The organism is Oxalobacteraceae bacterium OTU3CAMAD1, assembly GCA_024123915.1.
Taxonomy (GTDB): Bacteria; Pseudomonadota; Gammaproteobacteria; order Burkholderiales; family Burkholderiaceae_D; genus Rugamonas.
On sequence record CP099650.1, the window covers coordinates 6,347,126 to 6,365,533 of the forward strand.

General features: G+C 63.5%; 11 protein-coding genes. 2 read left to right on the forward strand and 9 right to left on the reverse strand.

Annotated features, from left to right (window positions below; translation table 11 throughout):
* Positions 1-28: 28 nt before the first annotated feature.
* The 9 genes from nusA to NHH88_27140 all read right to left on the reverse strand — a co-directional run bounded on the left by nusA (position 29) and on the right by NHH88_27140 (position 11,823).
* A complete protein-coding gene (gene nusA / locus NHH88_27100) occupies positions 29-1,594 on the reverse strand; it encodes a transcription termination factor NusA (GenBank protein ID USX13287.1) in 1,566 nt (521 codons plus the stop codon).
* The gene (rimP, locus tag NHH88_27105) at positions 1,591-2,079 is read right to left on the reverse strand and encodes a ribosome maturation factor RimP (protein USX13288.1); all 489 of its coding nucleotides are present in this window, start codon (positions 2,077-2,079) and stop codon (positions 1,591-1,593) included. Before rimP ends, nusA begins: the two co-directional genes overlap by 4 nt.
* Positions 2,080-2,396: 317 nt before the next feature.
* Complete coding sequence (locus NHH88_27110; protein USX13289.1) at positions 2,397-4,709, reverse strand: rRNA pseudouridine synthase; 2,313 nt, start codon at positions 4,707-4,709, stop codon at positions 2,397-2,399.
* Positions 4,696-5,490 (reverse strand): SMC-Scp complex subunit ScpB, encoded by a 795-nt coding sequence (scpB, locus tag NHH88_27115; GenBank protein USX13290.1) that lies wholly within the window; start codon positions 5,488-5,490, stop codon positions 4,696-4,698. The genes NHH88_27110 and scpB overlap by 14 nt, the downstream gene beginning before the upstream one ends.
* A 318-nt stretch (positions 5,491-5,808) precedes the next feature.
* Positions 5,809-6,834, reverse strand: a complete 1,026-nt coding sequence (locus NHH88_27120; GenBank protein USX13291.1) for a glucokinase — start codon at positions 6,832-6,834, stop codon at positions 5,809-5,811.
* 322 nt (positions 6,835-7,156) lie between these two features.
* On the reverse strand, positions 7,157-8,119 hold the full coding sequence (locus NHH88_27125; protein USX13292.1) for a VTT domain-containing protein: 963 nt from the start codon (positions 8,117-8,119) through the stop codon (positions 7,157-7,159).
* 46 nt (positions 8,120-8,165) lie between these two features.
* A complete protein-coding gene (locus NHH88_27130; GenBank protein USX17447.1) occupies positions 8,166-9,857 on the reverse strand; it encodes an ABC transporter ATP-binding protein in 1,692 nt (563 codons plus the stop codon).
* A complete protein-coding gene (locus tag NHH88_27135) occupies positions 9,857-10,888 on the reverse strand; it encodes an ABC transporter permease (GenBank protein ID USX13293.1) in 1,032 nt (343 codons plus the stop codon). Before NHH88_27135 ends, NHH88_27130 begins: the two co-directional genes overlap by 1 nt.
* Positions 10,885-11,823, reverse strand: a complete 939-nt coding sequence (locus NHH88_27140; protein USX13294.1) for an ABC transporter permease — start codon at positions 11,821-11,823, stop codon at positions 10,885-10,887. The genes NHH88_27135 and NHH88_27140 overlap by 4 nt, the downstream gene beginning before the upstream one ends.
* Before the next feature lie 576 nt (positions 11,824-12,399).
* Here NHH88_27140 and NHH88_27145 point away from each other — a divergent pair.
* Together NHH88_27145 and NHH88_27150 are read left to right on the forward strand one after the other, a co-directional pair.
* A complete protein-coding gene (locus NHH88_27145; GenBank protein ID USX13295.1) occupies positions 12,400-15,177 on the forward strand; it encodes a TonB-dependent receptor in 2,778 nt (925 codons plus the stop codon).
* A 435-nt stretch (positions 15,178-15,612) separates the two neighbouring features.
* Positions 15,613-18,285, forward strand: coding sequence for a TonB-dependent receptor (locus NHH88_27150; protein ID USX17448.1), 2,673 nt, complete (start codon positions 15,613-15,615; stop codon positions 18,283-18,285).
* Positions 18,286-18,408: the final 123 nt, after the last annotated feature.

Sequence of the window (18,408 nt, forward strand, 5' to 3'; positions counted from 1 at the left end):
TGTCGCGGAGATGATAAAGATACTCAAATTATGCCTTTGCAGATTCGGCAAGACTCCATGCCTTGGCCTGGAGGCCTTTGGCACGATCGTCGTACTTCGAGTCAACCAACTTCATCTCATCGTCGGTCACATCTTCAAATTCACTTGTAATCAGTGCGCGTGCACGGTCGGCGGACAGGGCCAGAATGGCGCCAAATTCGTCGTAGGCCAGTGCAGCAAATGCATCGACAGTCTTGATACCAGCCAGGCCCAGCTTGCCGGCGGTGATGCGGTCCATGCCTTCCAGACCGACCAGCGCCTCGTCCATGCCTTCCAGGCCTTCTTCCGAAGCGATCGCTTCGGTGACCAGGGCGTCACGGGCGCGGGTGCGCAGTTCGTTGACGGTATCTTCGTCAAACGATTCGATTTCCAGCATTTCGGAGATCGGCACGTAAGCGATTTCTTCCAGGCTGGCAAAGCCCTCTTCCACCAGGATGTCGGCGACTTCCTGGTCGACGTCCAGTTTTTCCATGAACAGTGCGCGCACCGCCGCGGTTTCCTGGGCTGCCTTGTCGGCCGATTCCTCGGCCGTCATGATATTGATCTTCCAGCCGGTCAGGTCGGAAGCCAAGCGTACGTTCTGGCCGGAACGGCCGATCGCGATCGCCAGGTTTTCCTCGTCGACAACGACGTCCATCGCGTGCTTCTCTTCATCAACCATGATCGACGACACGTTGGCCGGCGCCAGGGCGCCGATGACGAACTGCGCCGGATCTTCCGACCACAGCACGATGTCGACGCGTTCGCCGCCGAGCTCGCCGGTGACGGCCTGCACGCGCGAACCGCGCATGCCGACGCAAGTACCGATCGGGTCGATGCGCTTGTCGGCCGTGTAGACGGCGATCTTGGCGCGCACGCCGGCGTCGCGGGCGGCCGATTTAATTTCCAGCATGCCTTGTTCGATTTCCGGCACTTCCAGTTCGAACAGCTTCATGATGAAGTCCGGCGCGGTGCGCGACAGAATCACTTGCGGGCCGCGCATATTGCGGTCGATACGCAGGATGAAGGCGCGGACGCGGTCGCCGATACGCAGGTTTTCCTTCGGAATCATCTGGTCGCGTGGCAGGCGGGCTTCGATCTTGCCCGACTCGACGATCGCGTCGCCGCGTTCCATGCGCTTGATGGTGCCAGTCACGAGCGAGTCGCCGCGCTCGAGGAAGTCGACCAGGATCTGTTCGCGCTCGGCGTCGCGCACACGCTGCAGGACCACCTGTTTGGTGTCTTGCGCGAAGCGGCGGCCGAATTCGACGGACTCGATCGGTTCTTCGATGTGGTCGTCCACTTCGATGTCAGGGATTTGTTCCTTGGCTTCGAAGTGCAGGATTTCCTGGTCCGGCAGTTGCAGGCCCGCTTCATCGGGTACGACGTGCCAGCGGCGGAAGGATTCGAACTCACCCGACTCGCGGTCGATCGAAACGCGGATATCGACTTCACCTTCATAGCGTTTCTTCGTGGCTTGCGCCAACGCGAATTCCAGCGCGCCGAAAACGACATCTTTATCGACGTTTTTCTCACGCGCCAGCGCGTCTACCAATAACAAAACTTCGCGACTCATGCTTTGCGTCCCTTAAAATCCACCTGCGGCACCAAGCGTGCCTTATCCACGTCGGCGAGCGTAAACTCCAACAGCGCCGGACCATCATTGCTATCAAATTCCAACGACAAATTATCGCCTTGGGGTTCTTGCAGAACGCCCTGGAACGATTTCCGGTTGTTCGTACCCGGCATTGCGGTGCGCAGTTTGACGATTACCTCGTAACCGGCAAAACGCACGAAGTCTTCCAGCTTGCGCACCGGACGATCCAGACCCGGCGACGAGATTTCGAGGCGTTCGTAGTTGACGTTCTCGACTGTCAGCACGTGCGACAGCTGGTGGCTGACCGTGGCGCAATCTTCCACGGTGATCGGGCCTTTTTCTTCCGCGTCGGCTGCGCTGAAATCGATAAACACGCGCAAGACTCCGCGCTCGGCCCGTTCGACATCAACCAGCTCGTAGCCCAGACCCATGACGGTCTTTTCAATTAGTTCCGGCAGCTGCAAGAAATTCTCCAAATCAAGGCCTGTTTGCAATCATTCAAAAACAGGCCGTACAAAACGCTTTAACAAAAAAAAAATGGGCATCTGCCCATCTTCTTGTAATACCTAGCCAGATGAAAGGATTCCTGTGGGAGCTACCCGCGAAGAACTTTTACTAGGCTGGTTATTATAACCTTATCTGCTCTGCGCTGCAATCAGCGCATAACACAAATAAGGTCGATGGACCAGAAAACAAGCGCTTAAACCCCCAACGTAAGAGGGGTCGGACCCCAAGGGGTCCGACCCCGCAGCGTCATCGCCTTGCGGGGTATTGCTGACTATTAACCCTTGCGGCGACGCGGCATGCCGTGATCGATCGCACCGCCGCGTGGCGGCTGGTTGCGACGCGGCGCACCGGCGTTACCGAAGCCGAAAGTCGTCTGCAACGGATCGGGCTGGCGCGGACCACGGCTTGGACCTTTGGCCGACTGGCCGCCGCCCATACCGCCACCCTGGCCGCCTTGACCACCCTGCCCTTGCGGACGACCCTGACCCTGCGGCCGGCCCTGGCCACCACCGGCGCTGCGTGCCGGACCTTCGCCCAGCGGACGGCCACCGGCGTAACCGCCGATACCTTGCGGACGACCACCCGGACGGCCCGAACCTTGCGCGCCGCCTGGACGGCCCTGGCCGCCACCCTGGCCGCCTTGACCATTGCCACCCGGACGACCCGAGCCCTGCGCGCCACGGCCATTGCCAGCGCCGTTGGGACCGCCAGCGCCACCGGCGCCATTGCCCGGACGACCCTGGTTACCGAAACGCGGACCGCGCTGCTGCTTGGCGAAAGGCATCGCATTGTCGTTGCTGACATCGGCGCGGTTGAAGTTCGGCTCGTCGCCATCATCCTCGTCGTCGTCATCGTCGCGGTCGTCGAAGTCGGCGCGGCCGCGCTGCGGACGCTTTTCAGGGCCCTTGTTCTGCGCGGTCGGCTTGGCTTGCTGCGGGCCTTTGCCGCGCGGCGCGGCAGCCGCCGGCGTGTCGCTGCCTTTCTTGTCGACGCCGTAGGCGGCCAGCAGGTCGCGCACGGTGTTTTCTTCCATCTCTTCCCAACGGCCACGCTTCAAGCTGCTTGGCAGGGTCATCGCGCCGTAGCGGGTACGGATCAGGCGCGACACGGTCAGGCCGATCGCCTCGAACATGCGGCGCACTTCGCGGTTACGGCCTTCGCCGATGATCACGCGATACCACTTGTTGATGCCCTCGCCACCACCGTCGGCGATCTTGGAGAACTGCGCCAGGCCGTCTTCCAGCTCGACGCCGGCCAGCAGTTTCTGGCGCATGCCTTCTTCCAGCACGCCCAGGGTACGCACGGCGTATTCGCGGTCGATGCTGTAGCGCGGATGCATCAGGCGGTTGGCCAGGTCACCGGAAGTCGTGAACAGCAGCAAGCCTTCGGTGTTGAAGTCGAGGCGGCCGATGGCCAGCCATTTGCCGGCCTTCATCGTCGGCAGGCGGTCGAACACCGATGGACGGCCGTCCGGGTCGTCATGGCTGACGATCTCGCCGGCCGGCTTGTGGTACACCAGCACGCGCGGCGGCTTCTTGCTGACGCGGCGCTGGAGCAATTTGCCGTTGATACGCACGGCATCGGCCGGCAGGATGCGCTGGCCGATGTGGGCCGGCTCGCCGTTGACCGACACGCGGCCGGCAACGATCAGCTCTTCCATGTCGCGGCGCGAGCCGAGACCGGCTTCGGCCAGTACCTTGTGCAGTTTCGGCGCGTCGTCTTCCGACGTCAGGTCGCGGCGCACGGCTTTCGGCGCGTTGCGGCCCTTGCCGGTTTCTTCGCTGTCGAAGGCGTCGGAGGTGACGTACGAGAATGCGGCGTCGGCATCATACGCTTTGCCGGCATTGCCGAAGGCGCCATGCACGCGCTGCGGCTTCGGTCCCTTGCCGCGACCGCCCTTGCCGTTGCGTTGCTGGCCGTCAGGACGCGGACCGCGCTCGTTGCGCGGCTTGCCGTTCGGCTCTGCGCCCTCTTCTGCCGGCGCCGCTTCGCCTTCGGCCGCAACCACAGGCTCCGGACGTGGCATCGTCGCTTCGCGCAGCGCCCGTTGCTCGCGCATTTGGCGCGGACCGCGCGGGCCGCGTGGGCCACGGTCGCTGCGCTCGCGCTGCGCGGCTGGCTGGCCGTCCTGGCCTTCAGCACCCGAAGCGGCTGCAGCAGGAGCGGCTTGCGCTTCCACTGCTGGCGCGGACGATTCGGCCGAAGCCGTCACGGCGGCGACCGGCTTCTTGGCGCGTGGCACCTTGGCCGGCGCTTTGGCCGCTTCTACAACTGGCGCGGCTTGCGGCGCCGATTCAACAGCCTGGACAGCCTCGACGGCAGCCTTGGCGACCGGTTTGGCACGCGGTTTTTTCACCGGCACGGGCGCGTCGGCGGCGGCGGGAGCGGCAACGACAGGCGCGGCGGCTTCAACGGCGGCGTCAGCCTTCGGCTTGCGCTTGGCCTTGGCGGCAGGCGCGGCCTCGGCGGCGCCGGAGGTCGACGCAGCAGCATCGGCTTCGATCTGTGCTTTGGTACGGCGTTTTGGCTTGGCGACCACTTCTGCGGTGGCGTCGTTGACTGTCTCGGGGGTATTAGATTTGTTCATTATTCGTTTCTTGGTTGTGCTCAGCGTCAACCGTTAAATCTGGCGCATGGTCGTGATTGATTGCTTGCTGGCCGGCTTCCGGGCTAGTCGCGGCGTCTACTGCTTCGTCGGCCACTTGCAACTCGCTATCCGTACCATCTCGTTGTTGCGCGACGCTTTCGCTGTGCGCGGCTTTATCAAAGTTCTCTTGCAGGGCCGCCTCCAGCGCTTCCATATCCGGACCGCCGCCCTGCACATCGCTCAATTGCTGCAACGGCGGCAGCTGGGACAGCGAATTCAATCCCAAATCATCCAAAAACTGCTTGGTCGTGCCCAGCAACGCCGGGCGGCCCACGACGTCGCGGTAACCGATGGCGTCTACCCAGCCACGGTCTTCCAGCATTTTGATCGTCTGTGAATTGACGGCGACGCCGCGTATCTCTTCGATATCGCCCCGCGTGACCGGCTGCCGGTACGCGATGATCGCCAGGGTTTCCAGCGTCGCCCGCGAATATTTGGGCGGTTTTTCAGGATTCATCCGGTCCAGGTACAGCTTCATCTCGGGGCGGCTCTGGAAGCGCCAGCCGGTCGACAGGCTGACCACTTCGATGCCTTTGCCGGCCCAATCGAGCCGCAGTTCTTCCAGCAATTCCTTGATCGTATCGGAACCTACTCCGGGACCGCGCGGCCTGCCCTGGTCATCGACATCGACATACAGCTTCTTCAGACTGTGGATCGACAACGGCTCATGGGCGCATAGCAACGCGGTTTCGAGGACTCTTTTAGCCTCAGCTGTATCCATAGCAATCTTGTGGTTGCATTGTCATGCAAAGAAAGAAATCAATCACATTCAGTGAGGCACTGGCCGCATTCAAAATGCCGCCTGCCGGAGTACTCGCTGAAGCTGTTTTCCGAGCCCGGGCGATACGCGCCGGGCGGGAGAGAGAGGCATGCCGACGACGACCGAGGCCGCCGCTTTTCTACGTGAAACGCGACTGCGAAACGCGATTTTCGGGCGAAAACATGCGAGACCAATCAATGACGTTTCATCCTACAAGCCGAATTGTACCTGATAAAAGCGCAAAACGCGCATTTCGGCCACATCGAAGTGTAACTTGCCTTACGCAGCAGCAAGTCGTTCCGACAAGATTGCGGATACGCCAACAAAGGCCGGATATTCGGCGGTGATGACCCAGGTGGGCACCTGGCACAGGTATTTGTTGAAGCGGCCCTTCTGCTCGAAGCGCGCGCGGAACCCGGATTTGTCGAAACGCTCGCCCAGGCGCGGCACGATCCCGCCACCTATATAGATACCGCCCTGCGCGCCCAGGGTGATGGCGATGTTGCTGGCGATGGTGCCCAGCATGCGGCAGAAGGTCTCGATGACGTCGTCGCACAGCGGGCATTCGCCGGCCAGCGCGCGGGTGGAGATGTCGGCCGCGCTCAGCGGCTCGGCGGCGACGCCCTGCCGGTCGGCCAGCGCGCGGTAGATCAGTTCGATACCGGCGCCGGACATCAGGCGCTCGGCGGATACGTGTTCGAATTCTTTCCAGGCGAATTGCAGGATCGCCACTTCTTTGGCGTTGACCGGCGAGAAGCTGACGTGGCCGCCTTCGCTCAGCAGCGCGGTCCAGCCGTCCTTGCCCGGGATCAGGCCCGAGACGCCCAGGCCGGTGCCGGCGCCGATCAGGCCCAGCGGGGTTCCCGGTACGGCCACGCCGCCGCCGACCTGGTGCTTTTGCGTCGCCGACAGTTGCGGCAGCGAACTGGCCAGCGCGGTGAAATCGTTGACGACCACCAGAATGTCGAAGTTCACTTCGCGGCGCAACGCCTCGATCGAGAACTGCCAGTGGTGGTTGGTCATGCGCACCATGTCGCTGGTCACCGGATTGGCGATGGCGATGGCGCCATTGCGGATACCGGTGACGCCCTTGCCGGCCACGGCTGGCGAACCCAGGTAAGCGACCAGCGCGTCGGCGATGGTTGGGTAGGCCGCGCAAGGCAGCACTTCGATCGCCTCAATCTTGCCCGGGGCGGTCTCCAGCGCAAAGCGCGCATTGGTGCCGCCGATATCCGCTAGCAGACGCGGGCCGCCGATGTAGTCGGTGGTCGGGGAGGATGGCGATTGAAGGGACTGGGCTGTCATGGTCGATTGAAAATAGTTGAGGCCTAAGCTTAAGGTATTTTCACTATTCCAGGCAAGCGGAGTTTGTAGTTTTAGTACAGATAAGTATCGTTTGCCACAGGAAATTACTTTTCGGAATTTATTTTGAGTAGTATGACTACCCGGCGCGTTGCGCCGTCGGCGTGGCGTTGTCGGCGGCTCATGGCGGATTACGCTACGCTAATCCGCCCTACGTAGAACACGTGTGCCCACAGTTAGGTGGACACCGAGACACCACGGAAACACGTAGGGCGGATTAGGCGGCACGCCGTAATCGGCCACGCTCCGCCGATACATTATCCGGCTACGCCGCCGGCGCCGTATCGATGGTCTCGTTGGCCGCCGGCTGCCGCGTCCCGAACCGCGCGTTCCACGCATCGAGGCCGCCATGCAACGGCCGCGCCAGCGTGAACCCGTGCGCCTTCAACTCCTTGGCCACCTGCGCCGCCGTCACATCATTGGGGCAACTGCAATACACAACAATATGCCGCCGCTTGTCCAGCGCGATGATCTCCGTGCTCGGCTCCCCACCCTTGAACAACAAAGCCCCCGGAATCGCCGGCTCCAGCATCTGCGCCGTCACGCTGCGCGCATCGACCAGCACCGGCTCATGACCCTCTTCCATTAACTGCTTGAAGTCGTCCACCGTCACCCGGTCGATCTGCACCGACTGACGGAAACGCTTGCGCTCCACATACTTATACGCGACAAACAGCGCCAGCAGCGCCACCAACACCATCAGCGCCGTCGAGCCCAGATCGCTCAAGGTGGTCAACACCGAATCGATGCTGGAATGGAAGAACGCGCCGATCGCGATGCCGGTGCCGCTCCACAGCGCCCCGCCCAGCACGCTATAGCCGAGAAAAACCTGATAGCGCGTCCCCATGGCCCCGGCCAGCGGCGACGCAATGGTGTTAAAACCGGGAATGAATTTGGCCACGATCAGCATCTTCGGCCCCCACTTGGTAAAGCTGTCCTCGGTCTGGCTGACGCAATAATCGGGGGAGAGCGAAATCCTGCACAGCAGCTTGAGGATGCGCTTGCCATAGAAGCGCCCCATGCGGAACCAGAAACCGTCGCTGATCAAACAGGCGCAGATGGCCGCCGCCAACACGGCAGGCCAGCTGAAGTCGCCATCGATGGACAAGGCGCCAGCGACGATCAGGATCGGATAAGCAGGAATCGGCATGCCGATCTGCTCGATCAGCACGATCGCAAACACGATCAGTACGCCATATTCTTGCAGTAGTTGGATTAAATTCGGCATCCGCATATCTTAACTTAAAAATCGCTTAACCGTCCCTGGCCTTTGCTCACGCGCGCCCCGCGATGGACGCCAGCAGAGTACGTGTGTAGGGGTGCTTGGGATCGCGATACAGCTCGTCGGAACCGGCCATCTCCACCACCGTACCCCGCCGCATCACCATCACCTGGTCGGCGATATATTTCACCACCGACAGGTCATGCGAGATAAAGATGTACGACAGCCCGAACTCGTCTTGCAGGTCCTGCAACAGGTTGAGCACCTGGGCCTGCACCGACACATCCAGCGCGGACACCGACTCGTCGCACACCAGGATCTCCGGCTTCATCGTCAGGCAGCGCGCGATGGCGATCCGTTGCCGCTGGCCGCCGGAAAACTCGTGCGGATAGCGCTGGAACGCGGACGCCGGCAAGCCGACCTTCTTCAGCAACGCATAGGCGGCGGCGGTCCGCTCGCGGTCGTCGGCGCCGATGCGGTGGATGCGCATCGGCTCCAGCAATATCTGGCCGACGGTAAAGCGCGGGTTCAGCGACGCGTACGGATTCTGGAAAATGATCTGGATGCGCCGCTTGTAGCCCTGAAACTCGCGGGCCGTCATGGATAGCAAGTCGCGCCCCTCGAACATGGCGCTGCCGCCGGTCGCATGGTGCAGCCGCAACAAGGTCAGGCCGACCGTCGTCTTGCCGGAACCGGATTCCCCCACCACGCCCAGGGTCCTGCCGCGCGCCAGCGTGAACGACACATTGTCGACCGCCTTGAACTCGCGCTTGCCGAACCAGCCCTCGCGCAGATAAAAGCTCTTGCTCAGGTTGTTCACCACCAGCACCGGCTGGTCGTCCGGCCGATAGCCGCGTTCGCGCTCCCCCGCATCTTCAACGCGCTGGGGTTCCCCCGCCTCCTTCATATAGTCGGCGATGACGGGCAAGCGCCACGGCCGCTCGTCCAGCCTCGGGCGGCAATGCAGCAGCGCCTTCGTGTAGGCGTCGACCGGCTCGACCAGCACCTGCCGCGCCGGACCGGCCTCGCGCACCTCGCCATGGCGCATCACGACCACCTGGTCGGCGATCTCCGCCACCAGCGCCAGGTCGTGCGTGATCAGCAATACCGCCATCGCGCGGCGCTTTTGCAAGCTGGCGATCAAGTCCATGATCTGTTTCTGGATCGTCACGTCGAGCGCCGTGGTGGGCTCGTCGGCGATCAGCAGCTTCGGTTCGCAGGCGATCGCCATGGCGATCATCACGCGCTGTTGCTGGCCGCCGGACAGCTGGCTGGGATAGGCGTCGATTTTCACCGCCGGATCGGGTATGCCCACCTCGTCGAGCAGCTCCAGCGTGCGGCGGCGCGCCTGCGCCCGGCCCATGCCCAGATGCAGGCGCAGCACCTCGCCGATCTGCGCCCCCACGGTGAACACCGGATTGAGCGACGACATCGGTTCCTGGAAGATCATGGCGATCTCCTTGCCGCACAGCGCGCGCCGCTGCGCCGCCGGCAGCGACAGCAACTCGCGGCCGTCGAAACGGATGCTACTCGACGGCCCGATGACAGTGGTGTCCGGGGCCAGCAGTCCCATGACCGCCAGCGAGCTGACCGACTTGCCGCTGCCCGACTCGCCCACCAGCGCCACCGTGCCGTTGCGCGGCACGGTGAACGACACGCCCTTGACGGCGTCGACGACCGTGTTGCGATCGACCCGGAAGCCGATCCGCAACGCGCGCACATCGAGAAGGATATCGTCGGCCATCATTTCACCTTCGGATCGAGGGCGTCGCGCAGCGCGTCGGTCAGCAGCGAGAACGCCGTCACCAGCAAGGCCATGGCGATGGCGGCGGCCGTCAGCTGCCACCAGCGTCCGAGGATCAGTTCATTTTGCGCCTCGTTCAGCATGCTGCCCCAGGACACCACGCCGACCGGCACGCCGAAGCCCAGGAAGCTCAGAATGACTTCGGCCTTGATAAAGCCGACCACCAGGATCGACAACTGCACCAGCGCCACATGGCTGACATTGGGGAAGATATGCGAGAACATCTTGCGCCAGTGCGAGGCGCCGATGGCGTCGGCGGCCAGCACATATTCGCGCCCCTTGTGCTTGATGTACTCGGCGCGGATCAGCCGGTACGGACCGGTCCAGCCGGTCAGGCCGAGGATCAGCACGATGGTCGCCACGCCGCGCTGCTGCAGCACGGCGGCCACCGCCAGGATCATCAGCACCGACGGGATGGCCGTGAAGATGCTGTAGAACCAGTTGAAGACGTCGTCCACCACGCCGCCCCAGTAGCCCGACAGCGCGCCGAACAAGGTGCCGATGCCGACCGCCAGCGCGGCCGCCGCCAGGCCGACCACGATCGACGTCTCGCCGCCCTTGATGGTTTTCTTGATGATGTCGTGCCCCCATTTGTCGCCGCCGAAAGGCAAGGTGGCGCGGCGCGCCTGCTCCGGCGCGGTATCGGCGCGCGCCGCCAGCTGCGCCTTCAGCGCGCGGATGTCGTCGGCCAGCGGATCGAAGGGATTGTCCGGCAACGCGGCCCGCTCCGCCGGGGCGGGCGCGGCGGCCAGGCCGGCAACCTTGGCGCCGACAAAACCCGGCGGGGCGTAATTGACGCCGACCTCGTCCTCCCAGTCGGCGGCAATCAGCCCGCCGGCCGACAGCGCCAGCATCAGCAGGAACGCCGCCACCACCGCCAGCGACAGCATCGCCACGCGGTCCGCGCGCAGCCGCCGCCACGCCAACATCCACAGTCCGGCCGGCGGTCCCGCCAAGGTCGCGCCCGTCATGCGAGCTTCACCCGGGGATCGAGCGCCTGGTACATCAGATCCGTCAGCAGGTTGAACACCATGGTCGCCACCGCCACGTAGATCGTGATGGCCTTAATGACCGGAAAATCGCTGCGCTCGACCGCCAGGATCACCTCGCGGCCGATGCCGGGGATGCCGAAGAAACGCTCCAGCAGGAAAGCGCCGATCAGCAACGCCGGCAGGCTGGCCATCACATGCGTGACGATGGGAATGGCGGCGTTGCGCAGCACGTGCACCCACATCACGCGCCGCTCGCCCAGCCCCTTGGCGCGCGCCGTGCGCACATAATCCTGGCCCACTTCGTCGAGCACGAAACTGCGGTACAGCCGCAACGTCGGCGCGATCGACACCGCCAGTCCAATCAGGATCGGCAACGCCGCGTAGCGCAGCAGGTTCTCGCGCAAGCCCTGCCCCCAGCCCTGCACCGGGAACAGCCCGAGCTTGTACGCCAGGCCGTACTGCAGCGCGATGATGTACACCAGGATGCTGACCGACATGCCGACGGTGCAGGCGATCATCAGCGCGCGATCGGTCGACGAGCCGCGCACGAAGGCGACCGCCAGCGCCAGCGCGACGCCGATCAGCGTTTCCAGCAAGGTCAGGGGAATGAGCACCGTCAGCGACGGCCCCAGCCGCGTGGCGATGATGTGCGACACCGGCTCGCCGGTCGCCCAGCTCAGGCCGAAATCGAAGGTGACGATCTGCCGGATGAAAATCCACAGTTGCATCGGGTAGGACTGGTCGACGCCGAGCTGGTGGCGGATGTTGGCGATGGCCTCGGCGTTGGCCATCTTGCCGGCCAATAGATAGGCCGGATCGCCGCCGACCCAGTTAAACAGGACAAACACCAGCAACACCACGCCCAGCATCGTCGGCAGCATCTGCCATACGCGGCGCACCACAAAAGCCCCCATCCCGCGCCTCTCCCTATGCCGAGCTTACGCAATCGAATTTTCCACCCGGGCAGTTATACCCGATCCGGCAGCCGCTGACTACGCCGGGCGGCGCCGGTAAGTATCGGTGGCCGCCGCAACTGTCGGCCGACCGAATTATAAGCAGCCTCATCCGAACAAACATTCAATTGGAAATCGGCATTCTGTCGTCTAAAAGTAACACATGACAGGTTTGTTACAGTTTAATTTCCGGCAAAAACCATCCTTTCCGGAATTTTATTAACGTTTCCGTCGTTAGCTAAAAACCAAATACTTAACGTGGGTTAGTCGAACTTAGCTGCGAATTGGCGCATTTTCGGTACCGACTATCACTTTGGCGGCGACCCGGCGCGGGACCGGGGAGGCCCGGCGCAACAATTTTGATGCTAATGGGCCACGTTGACACCCCGGCAAGCCCGATGCTCTTATAACTAACAGAGGAAAGAAAATTTCTCGCACGAGAGCACCGCCATGTCGCGATCTGCCGCATGGCCGACGGCTTATTTCACGGTAGTCCCAGTTCAGTTGGAGAGTGTCAGCATGATGATGGAAACAGTATTGTCCCGTTCAGTACGCCTTATTTTCTCGGGTGGTATCGCCGCCGCCGGCCTGATGTCCGCGCCGGCCATGGCGCAAACGACCGACGCGCCGATCCAGCGCGTTGAGATCACCGGTTCGAGCATCAAGCGCGCGACCGCCGAAACGGCGTCGCCGGTCCAGGTGATCACCAGCGAGGACCTGCTGAAATCGGGCAAGGGTACCGTGTCCGAATACCTGCAAACGCTGACCGCCGACGGCGCCGGCTCCCTGCCGACCGGTTTCGGCAACGGCTTCGCGGCCGGCTCGACGGCGATCTCGCTGCGCGGCCTGGGCGCCACCTCGACCCTGGTGCTGCTCAACGGCCGCCGCATGGCGCCGTTCGCGCGCGCCGACGACGGCCAGAAAAGCTTCACCGACCTGTCGACCATTCCGATGCAGATCGTCGAACGCATCGAGATCCTCAAGGACGGCGCCTCGTCGACCTACGGCGCCGACGCCATCGCCGGCGTGGTCAACATCATCCTGCGCAAGGACGTCGAAGGCCTGACGATCAAGGGCGACACCGGCTGGTCGCGCTACGACGACGGCAAACAGAACAAGGCCTCGCTGACCTACGGCAAGGGCAACCTCGACAGCGACAAGTACAACTTCGTCTTCAACGCCGAGTACTTCCAGTCCGACAACATCAAAAACAGCGACCGCAAGGACCGCGCCCACATCGGCAAGTCTGACCTGCGTCCATACGGCTACGCGGTCGACACGCAGTTCGCCGGCGGCTACATCTCCGGCAACAACGCCGCCAGCGCCAGCCCGGCCGGCTCGATCCGCAACCCGGCCAACAACAACTACGTTTCGCTGCCGGGCTGCTCGACCCTGTCGGCCACCAAGGACCAGACCGGTGCGGGCGGCGGTTGCCTGTGGCACCACGACCAGTTCCGCGACATGCAGCCGCAGATCGAATCGACCAACCTGTACGCCCGCGGCACCTGGCAGATCAACGACGACACCCAGGCCTACGCCGAAGCCGGCTACTCCAAGCGCGCGACGTCGTTCATGATGCCGCCGTCGTCGGTCACGCCGACCCCGGCCTTCCCGCCGAACAGCACCAACCCGCAGGGCTTCGTCAACTACGGCAGCATCGCCCTGCTGGGCGCGACCCACCCGCAAAACCCGTACGGCGTGGCCACCCGCCTGCGCTACTCGGCGTTCGACGTCGGCCCAAGCACCCGCCACGCCGACAACGAATTCACCCGCGCCGTCATCGGCGTCAAGGGCTCGGCCATGGGCTGGGACTACGACACCGGCTACACCCATTCCGAGTCCACGCTGGACCTGGAATACACCAACATGCTCAACATGACGGTGCTGCGCGCGGCGCTGGGCAACCCCGCCTCGCAGTACTTCCCGTACTACATCGGCGACCAGGCCTCCCGCAACCCGGCCTCGCTGTACGCGGCGCTGCGCGTGAACGCCACGTCGAAGTCGACCACCAAGCTCGACATCGTCGACTTCAAGGCCTCGCGTGAACTGTTCGACCTGCCAGGCGGCAAGCTGGGCCTGGCCGTCGGCGGCGAATACCGCAAGGAGCAGTTGTCGAACCCGTCGCTGTCGGGCTCGGAAAACGGCACCATCAACGCCAGCTACGTGGCCGCCTTCGGCGACACCAAGGTCAAGGCGGTCTACGCCGAGATCCTGGCGCCGGTGATCAAGACGGTCGAGCTGTCGGCCGCCATGCGTTACGACAAATACGACAACTTCAGCTCGTCGACGCCGAAGGCCGGCATCAAGTGGACCCCGGTCAAGAGCTTCGCGCTGCGCGGCACCTACACCGAGGGCTTCCGCGCACCGGGCGCGGCCGAAGGCAACGCCACCTCGCAATCGACCGGCTCGGCGCCGGTGCGCGATCCGGTCCGCTGCCCGGGCGGCGTGCCTGCCGCCGGCGGCGCCACCTCGGCCGACTGCGCCCTGACCGTGGCCGCCGTCAAGGTCGGCGATCCGAACCTCAAGCCGGAAGAGTCCAAAGGCAAGACCCTGGGTCTGGTCTGGGATCCGCTGGACGGCACCAGCCTGTCGCTCGACGGCTGGACCATCAAGCGCACCAACGAGATCAACTCGCTGCCATACGACCAGGCCGCCGCGCTGCCAACGGCCGTACGTAACGACAACAACCTGGTCGTCGGCGGCGTGGCCCAGCCAGGCACCGGCACCCTGGTGCTGACCCAGGCGCCGTACCGCAACTCGAGCTACACCAAGGTCAGCGGTGTGGACTTCGACATCAAGCAGCGCCTGCGCTTGGGCGCCTACGGCCGCGCGGTCGTCGGCCTGACCTGGACCCACGTCGCCTCGTGGCTGCGGGCCGAGTCGGCAACCAAAACGTACCAGTACGCCGGCACGCACGGCAACTGCGACACGTCGAACTGCGCCGGCACCCCGAAGAACAAGGTCAGCCTGATGGCTTCGTGGGACTTGGGCAACCTGAACGTGACTGGCAACGTCAACTACCGCGACAAGATGCGTAACACGGCCGACGCCGCGTCGCTGTGCGCCAACACCTTCGTCGGCGGCGCCAACGCGCCGAACGCCAAGTGCGAGATCGCCTCGTTCACCACCCTGGACCTGTCGACCCGCTACGCGGTCAACAAGCAGCTGACCCTGTTCGCGTCGATGAACAACGTGCTCGACAAGGTCGCGCCGCTGGATCCACAGACCTACGGCGGCATGAGCTACAACCCGATGGATGCTTCCGGCGCCATCGGCCGCTACATGAAGGTCGGCGCCAGCTACAAGTTCTTCTGATCGCCTGACGGCGGTGTGAAGCGACCCTGAAGGGCGGCGCCAAGGCGCCGCCCTTTTTTTGTGGCAGAAATGTAACGTTGTAACTGTACCTAAACCTTTGCCGATCGCTGACGGTGGCGCACCACTGTGTGGCACCACGACCACGCCGCACCAAGATATTCGGTCATCTTATGCCGATCCGCCAATGTTTCGCAGCGCCGGATTGGCATTAGCACCAAATTAGAGCGTTTTTTAGCGCTTTAATGGCGCAATGTTGCTTGCACGAAATCGCGCCTTTTACCTCTTTTTACAAAACTTTGTACGTTGACAGCGACTCTCTGTGAATGATCTGATGGCGGATGCGAAAAACGTTACGTTTTTCTCACTGGCATGCGCCTTTAAAAAAGCGACCACGCGGTGGTCATCGACATAAAAAATTGGGAGAACAACAGAATGATGGTTGAAACAACATTGGCACGCTCCGTACGCCTGGTCTGCGCCGGCGGCCTGCTGGGCCTGGGACTGATCGCGCCGGTCGGTCACGCGCTGGCGCAAACCGCCGACCAGCCGATGCAGCGCGTCGAAGTGACGGGCTCGTCGATCAAACGCCTGGTGTCGGAGACGGCCAACCCGCTGTCCGTGTTCAAGGCCGACGACTTCGTCAAGCAAGGCTTGACCACGGCCCAGGAAGTGCTGGACCGCATCCCGTCGAACAGCTCGAGCTTCGGCGCCGGCAACGTCGTCGGCGGCAACAGCAGCGGCCTGCCGACCGGCGGCGCGGCCAGCGCCGACTTGCGCGGCCTGGGCGGCGACAAAACGCTGGTGCTGCTCAACGGCCGCCGCATCGCCAACCATCCGTATGACGGCGCCAGCGTCGACCTCAACATCATTCCGGTCTCCGCCCTCGAGCGCGTCGAAGTGCTGCGCGACGGCGCCTCGGCCATCTACGGCACCGACGCCATCGGCGGCGTGATCAACTTCATCACCAAACGCTCGGTCAACGCCACCACCATCACCGCCGAGGCCGTGCTGCCGCGCGCCCCCGGCGCCGACGAGAAGCGCGTCAACATCTCCAGCGGCTTCGGCGACCTGGAAAAAGACGGCTACAACGTCTTCGGCGTGTTCGACCACCACAGCATCGACATCCTGACCTCGCAGCAGCGCGACTTCTCCAAGACCGGCATCATTCCCGAGCGCGGCCTGAACCTGACCTCCGGCACCACCTTCCCGGGCAACTATTTCGATCCGGGTTCCAGCGTGACCGGCAACCCCGGCTTCGCCACCGGCTGCGACGCGCCGTTCTCGGTGCCGCGCGCCAGCAACGGCACCTGCCGCCAGGATTACACGCGCCAGATCGACAACCTGCCCAAGCAGAAACAAACCGCCTTCTTCGGCAAGGCCAGCTTCAAGCTCAACAACGACCACCTGGCCTCGATCGAGTACCTGCATTCGGAAAACGACGTCGTCTCGCACACGGCGCCGCCGCCGCAGACCGGCCTGCTGCTGCCGACCACCAGCAAATACTACCCGGGCAACTCGGGCGGCGTGCCGGCCATGCCTGGCCTGTCCGGCCAGCCGCTGTCGGTCAACTGGCGTCCGACCGAAGCCGGTCCGCGTGAAATCAATTCCAAGGGCGCGGCCGACCGCCTGGTGTTCTCGGTCGAAGGCCTGCTGGCCGGCTGGGACTACAAAACCGGCTTCAACCTGTCGGAAAGCCGTTCGGCCGAATACTTCACCGGCGGCTATGTGCGCGACGAAAGCTTCGCCGCCGGCGTCGCCAACGGCATCCTCAATCCGTTCGGCAAGCAGGACGCCACCGGCAAGGCCTACCTCGACAGCACCGCGCTGCGCGGCCAGGTCCAGAAGGGCAAGACCCGCAACACCGGCATCGACGCCAAGGCCAGCCGCGAGCTGATGGACCTGCCGGGCGGTAAGCTGGCGGTGGCCATCGGCGGCGAACTGCGCCGCGAAGAGGCCGACTTTACCGTCAACCGCGACATCGCCGGCCAGGCGACCAGCTCGGGCCTGTCCGGTTCGCAGTCGACTTCCGGCGCGCGCACCATCAAGGCCGTGTTCGGCGAAGTCAACCTGCCGCTGATCCAGGACCTGGAAGTGCAGCTGGCCGCCCGTTTCGACGATTACAGCGACGTCGGCAACACCACCAACCCGAAACTGGGCGTGCGCTACCAGCCGACCAAGCAAATCGTGCTGCGCGGCTCGGCCTCGACCGGCTTCCGCGCCCCGACCCTGTTCGAGAAAAACGCGCCGCAGTCGAAGAACGACACCAACAACTCGTACAACGACCCGATCCTGTGCCCGGGCGGCGTGCTGGCGAACAACCCGATCGCCAACCCGCTGCGCGACTGCGACCTGCAACAGTTCAAACTGCAGGGCGGCAACCAGAACCTGAGCCCGGAAAAATCGAAGACCTTCGCCTTCGGCGTCGTGATCGAGCCGATCCCGCAAGCGACCTTGTCGGTCGACTACTGGAACATCAAGCTCAAGGACAAGATCAACGCGCTGCCGGAAGAAGCCATCTACGGCGACTACGCCAAGTACCAGGACCGCTTCCTGCGCAATCCGGACGGCTCGCCGTTCGCCATCCTGGACTTGAAGGAAAACCTGGGCAAGGTCAACACCGATGGCCTCGACGTCAGCCTGACGATGCGTTCGGGTGCCACCGCGTTCGGCAACTTCACGTTGACGGTCGACGGCACCTACGTCCACAAGTATGAGTACCAGGACGAACGCGGCGGTCCTTACACCCAGAACGTCGGCCGCTACGCCGCCAACAATCCGGTGTTCCGCTGGAAGCACAACGCCGCGCTGAACTGGCGTCAGGGCGTGTGGGCCGCGACCTTGGCCCAATCGTTCAAGTCCGGCTACACCGACCAGAACCTGGACATCGACGACGAGTTCCTCAACAAGGTGCCGTCGTACAGCCTGTGGAACCTGTCGGGCACCTACACCGGCTTCAAGGGCGTGAGCCTGACGGCCGGCATCAAGAACCTGCTGGACAAGGACCCGCCGTTCTCGAACCAGGGCACGTTGTTCCAGAAGGGCTACGATCCGCGCTACACCGACGCGGTCGGTCGTGCGATCTACCTGCGCGGCAGCTACACCTTCTAAGTCGTTCCAGGCGGTTGTAACGCCTGTACAACCCGGACCCGCCGCCAGGCGCGTCCGGGTTTTTCACGTCCGGGCGACGTCGTTGGGGGCGCTGTTGTGGAAATCCCACGCCGACAGTCGATA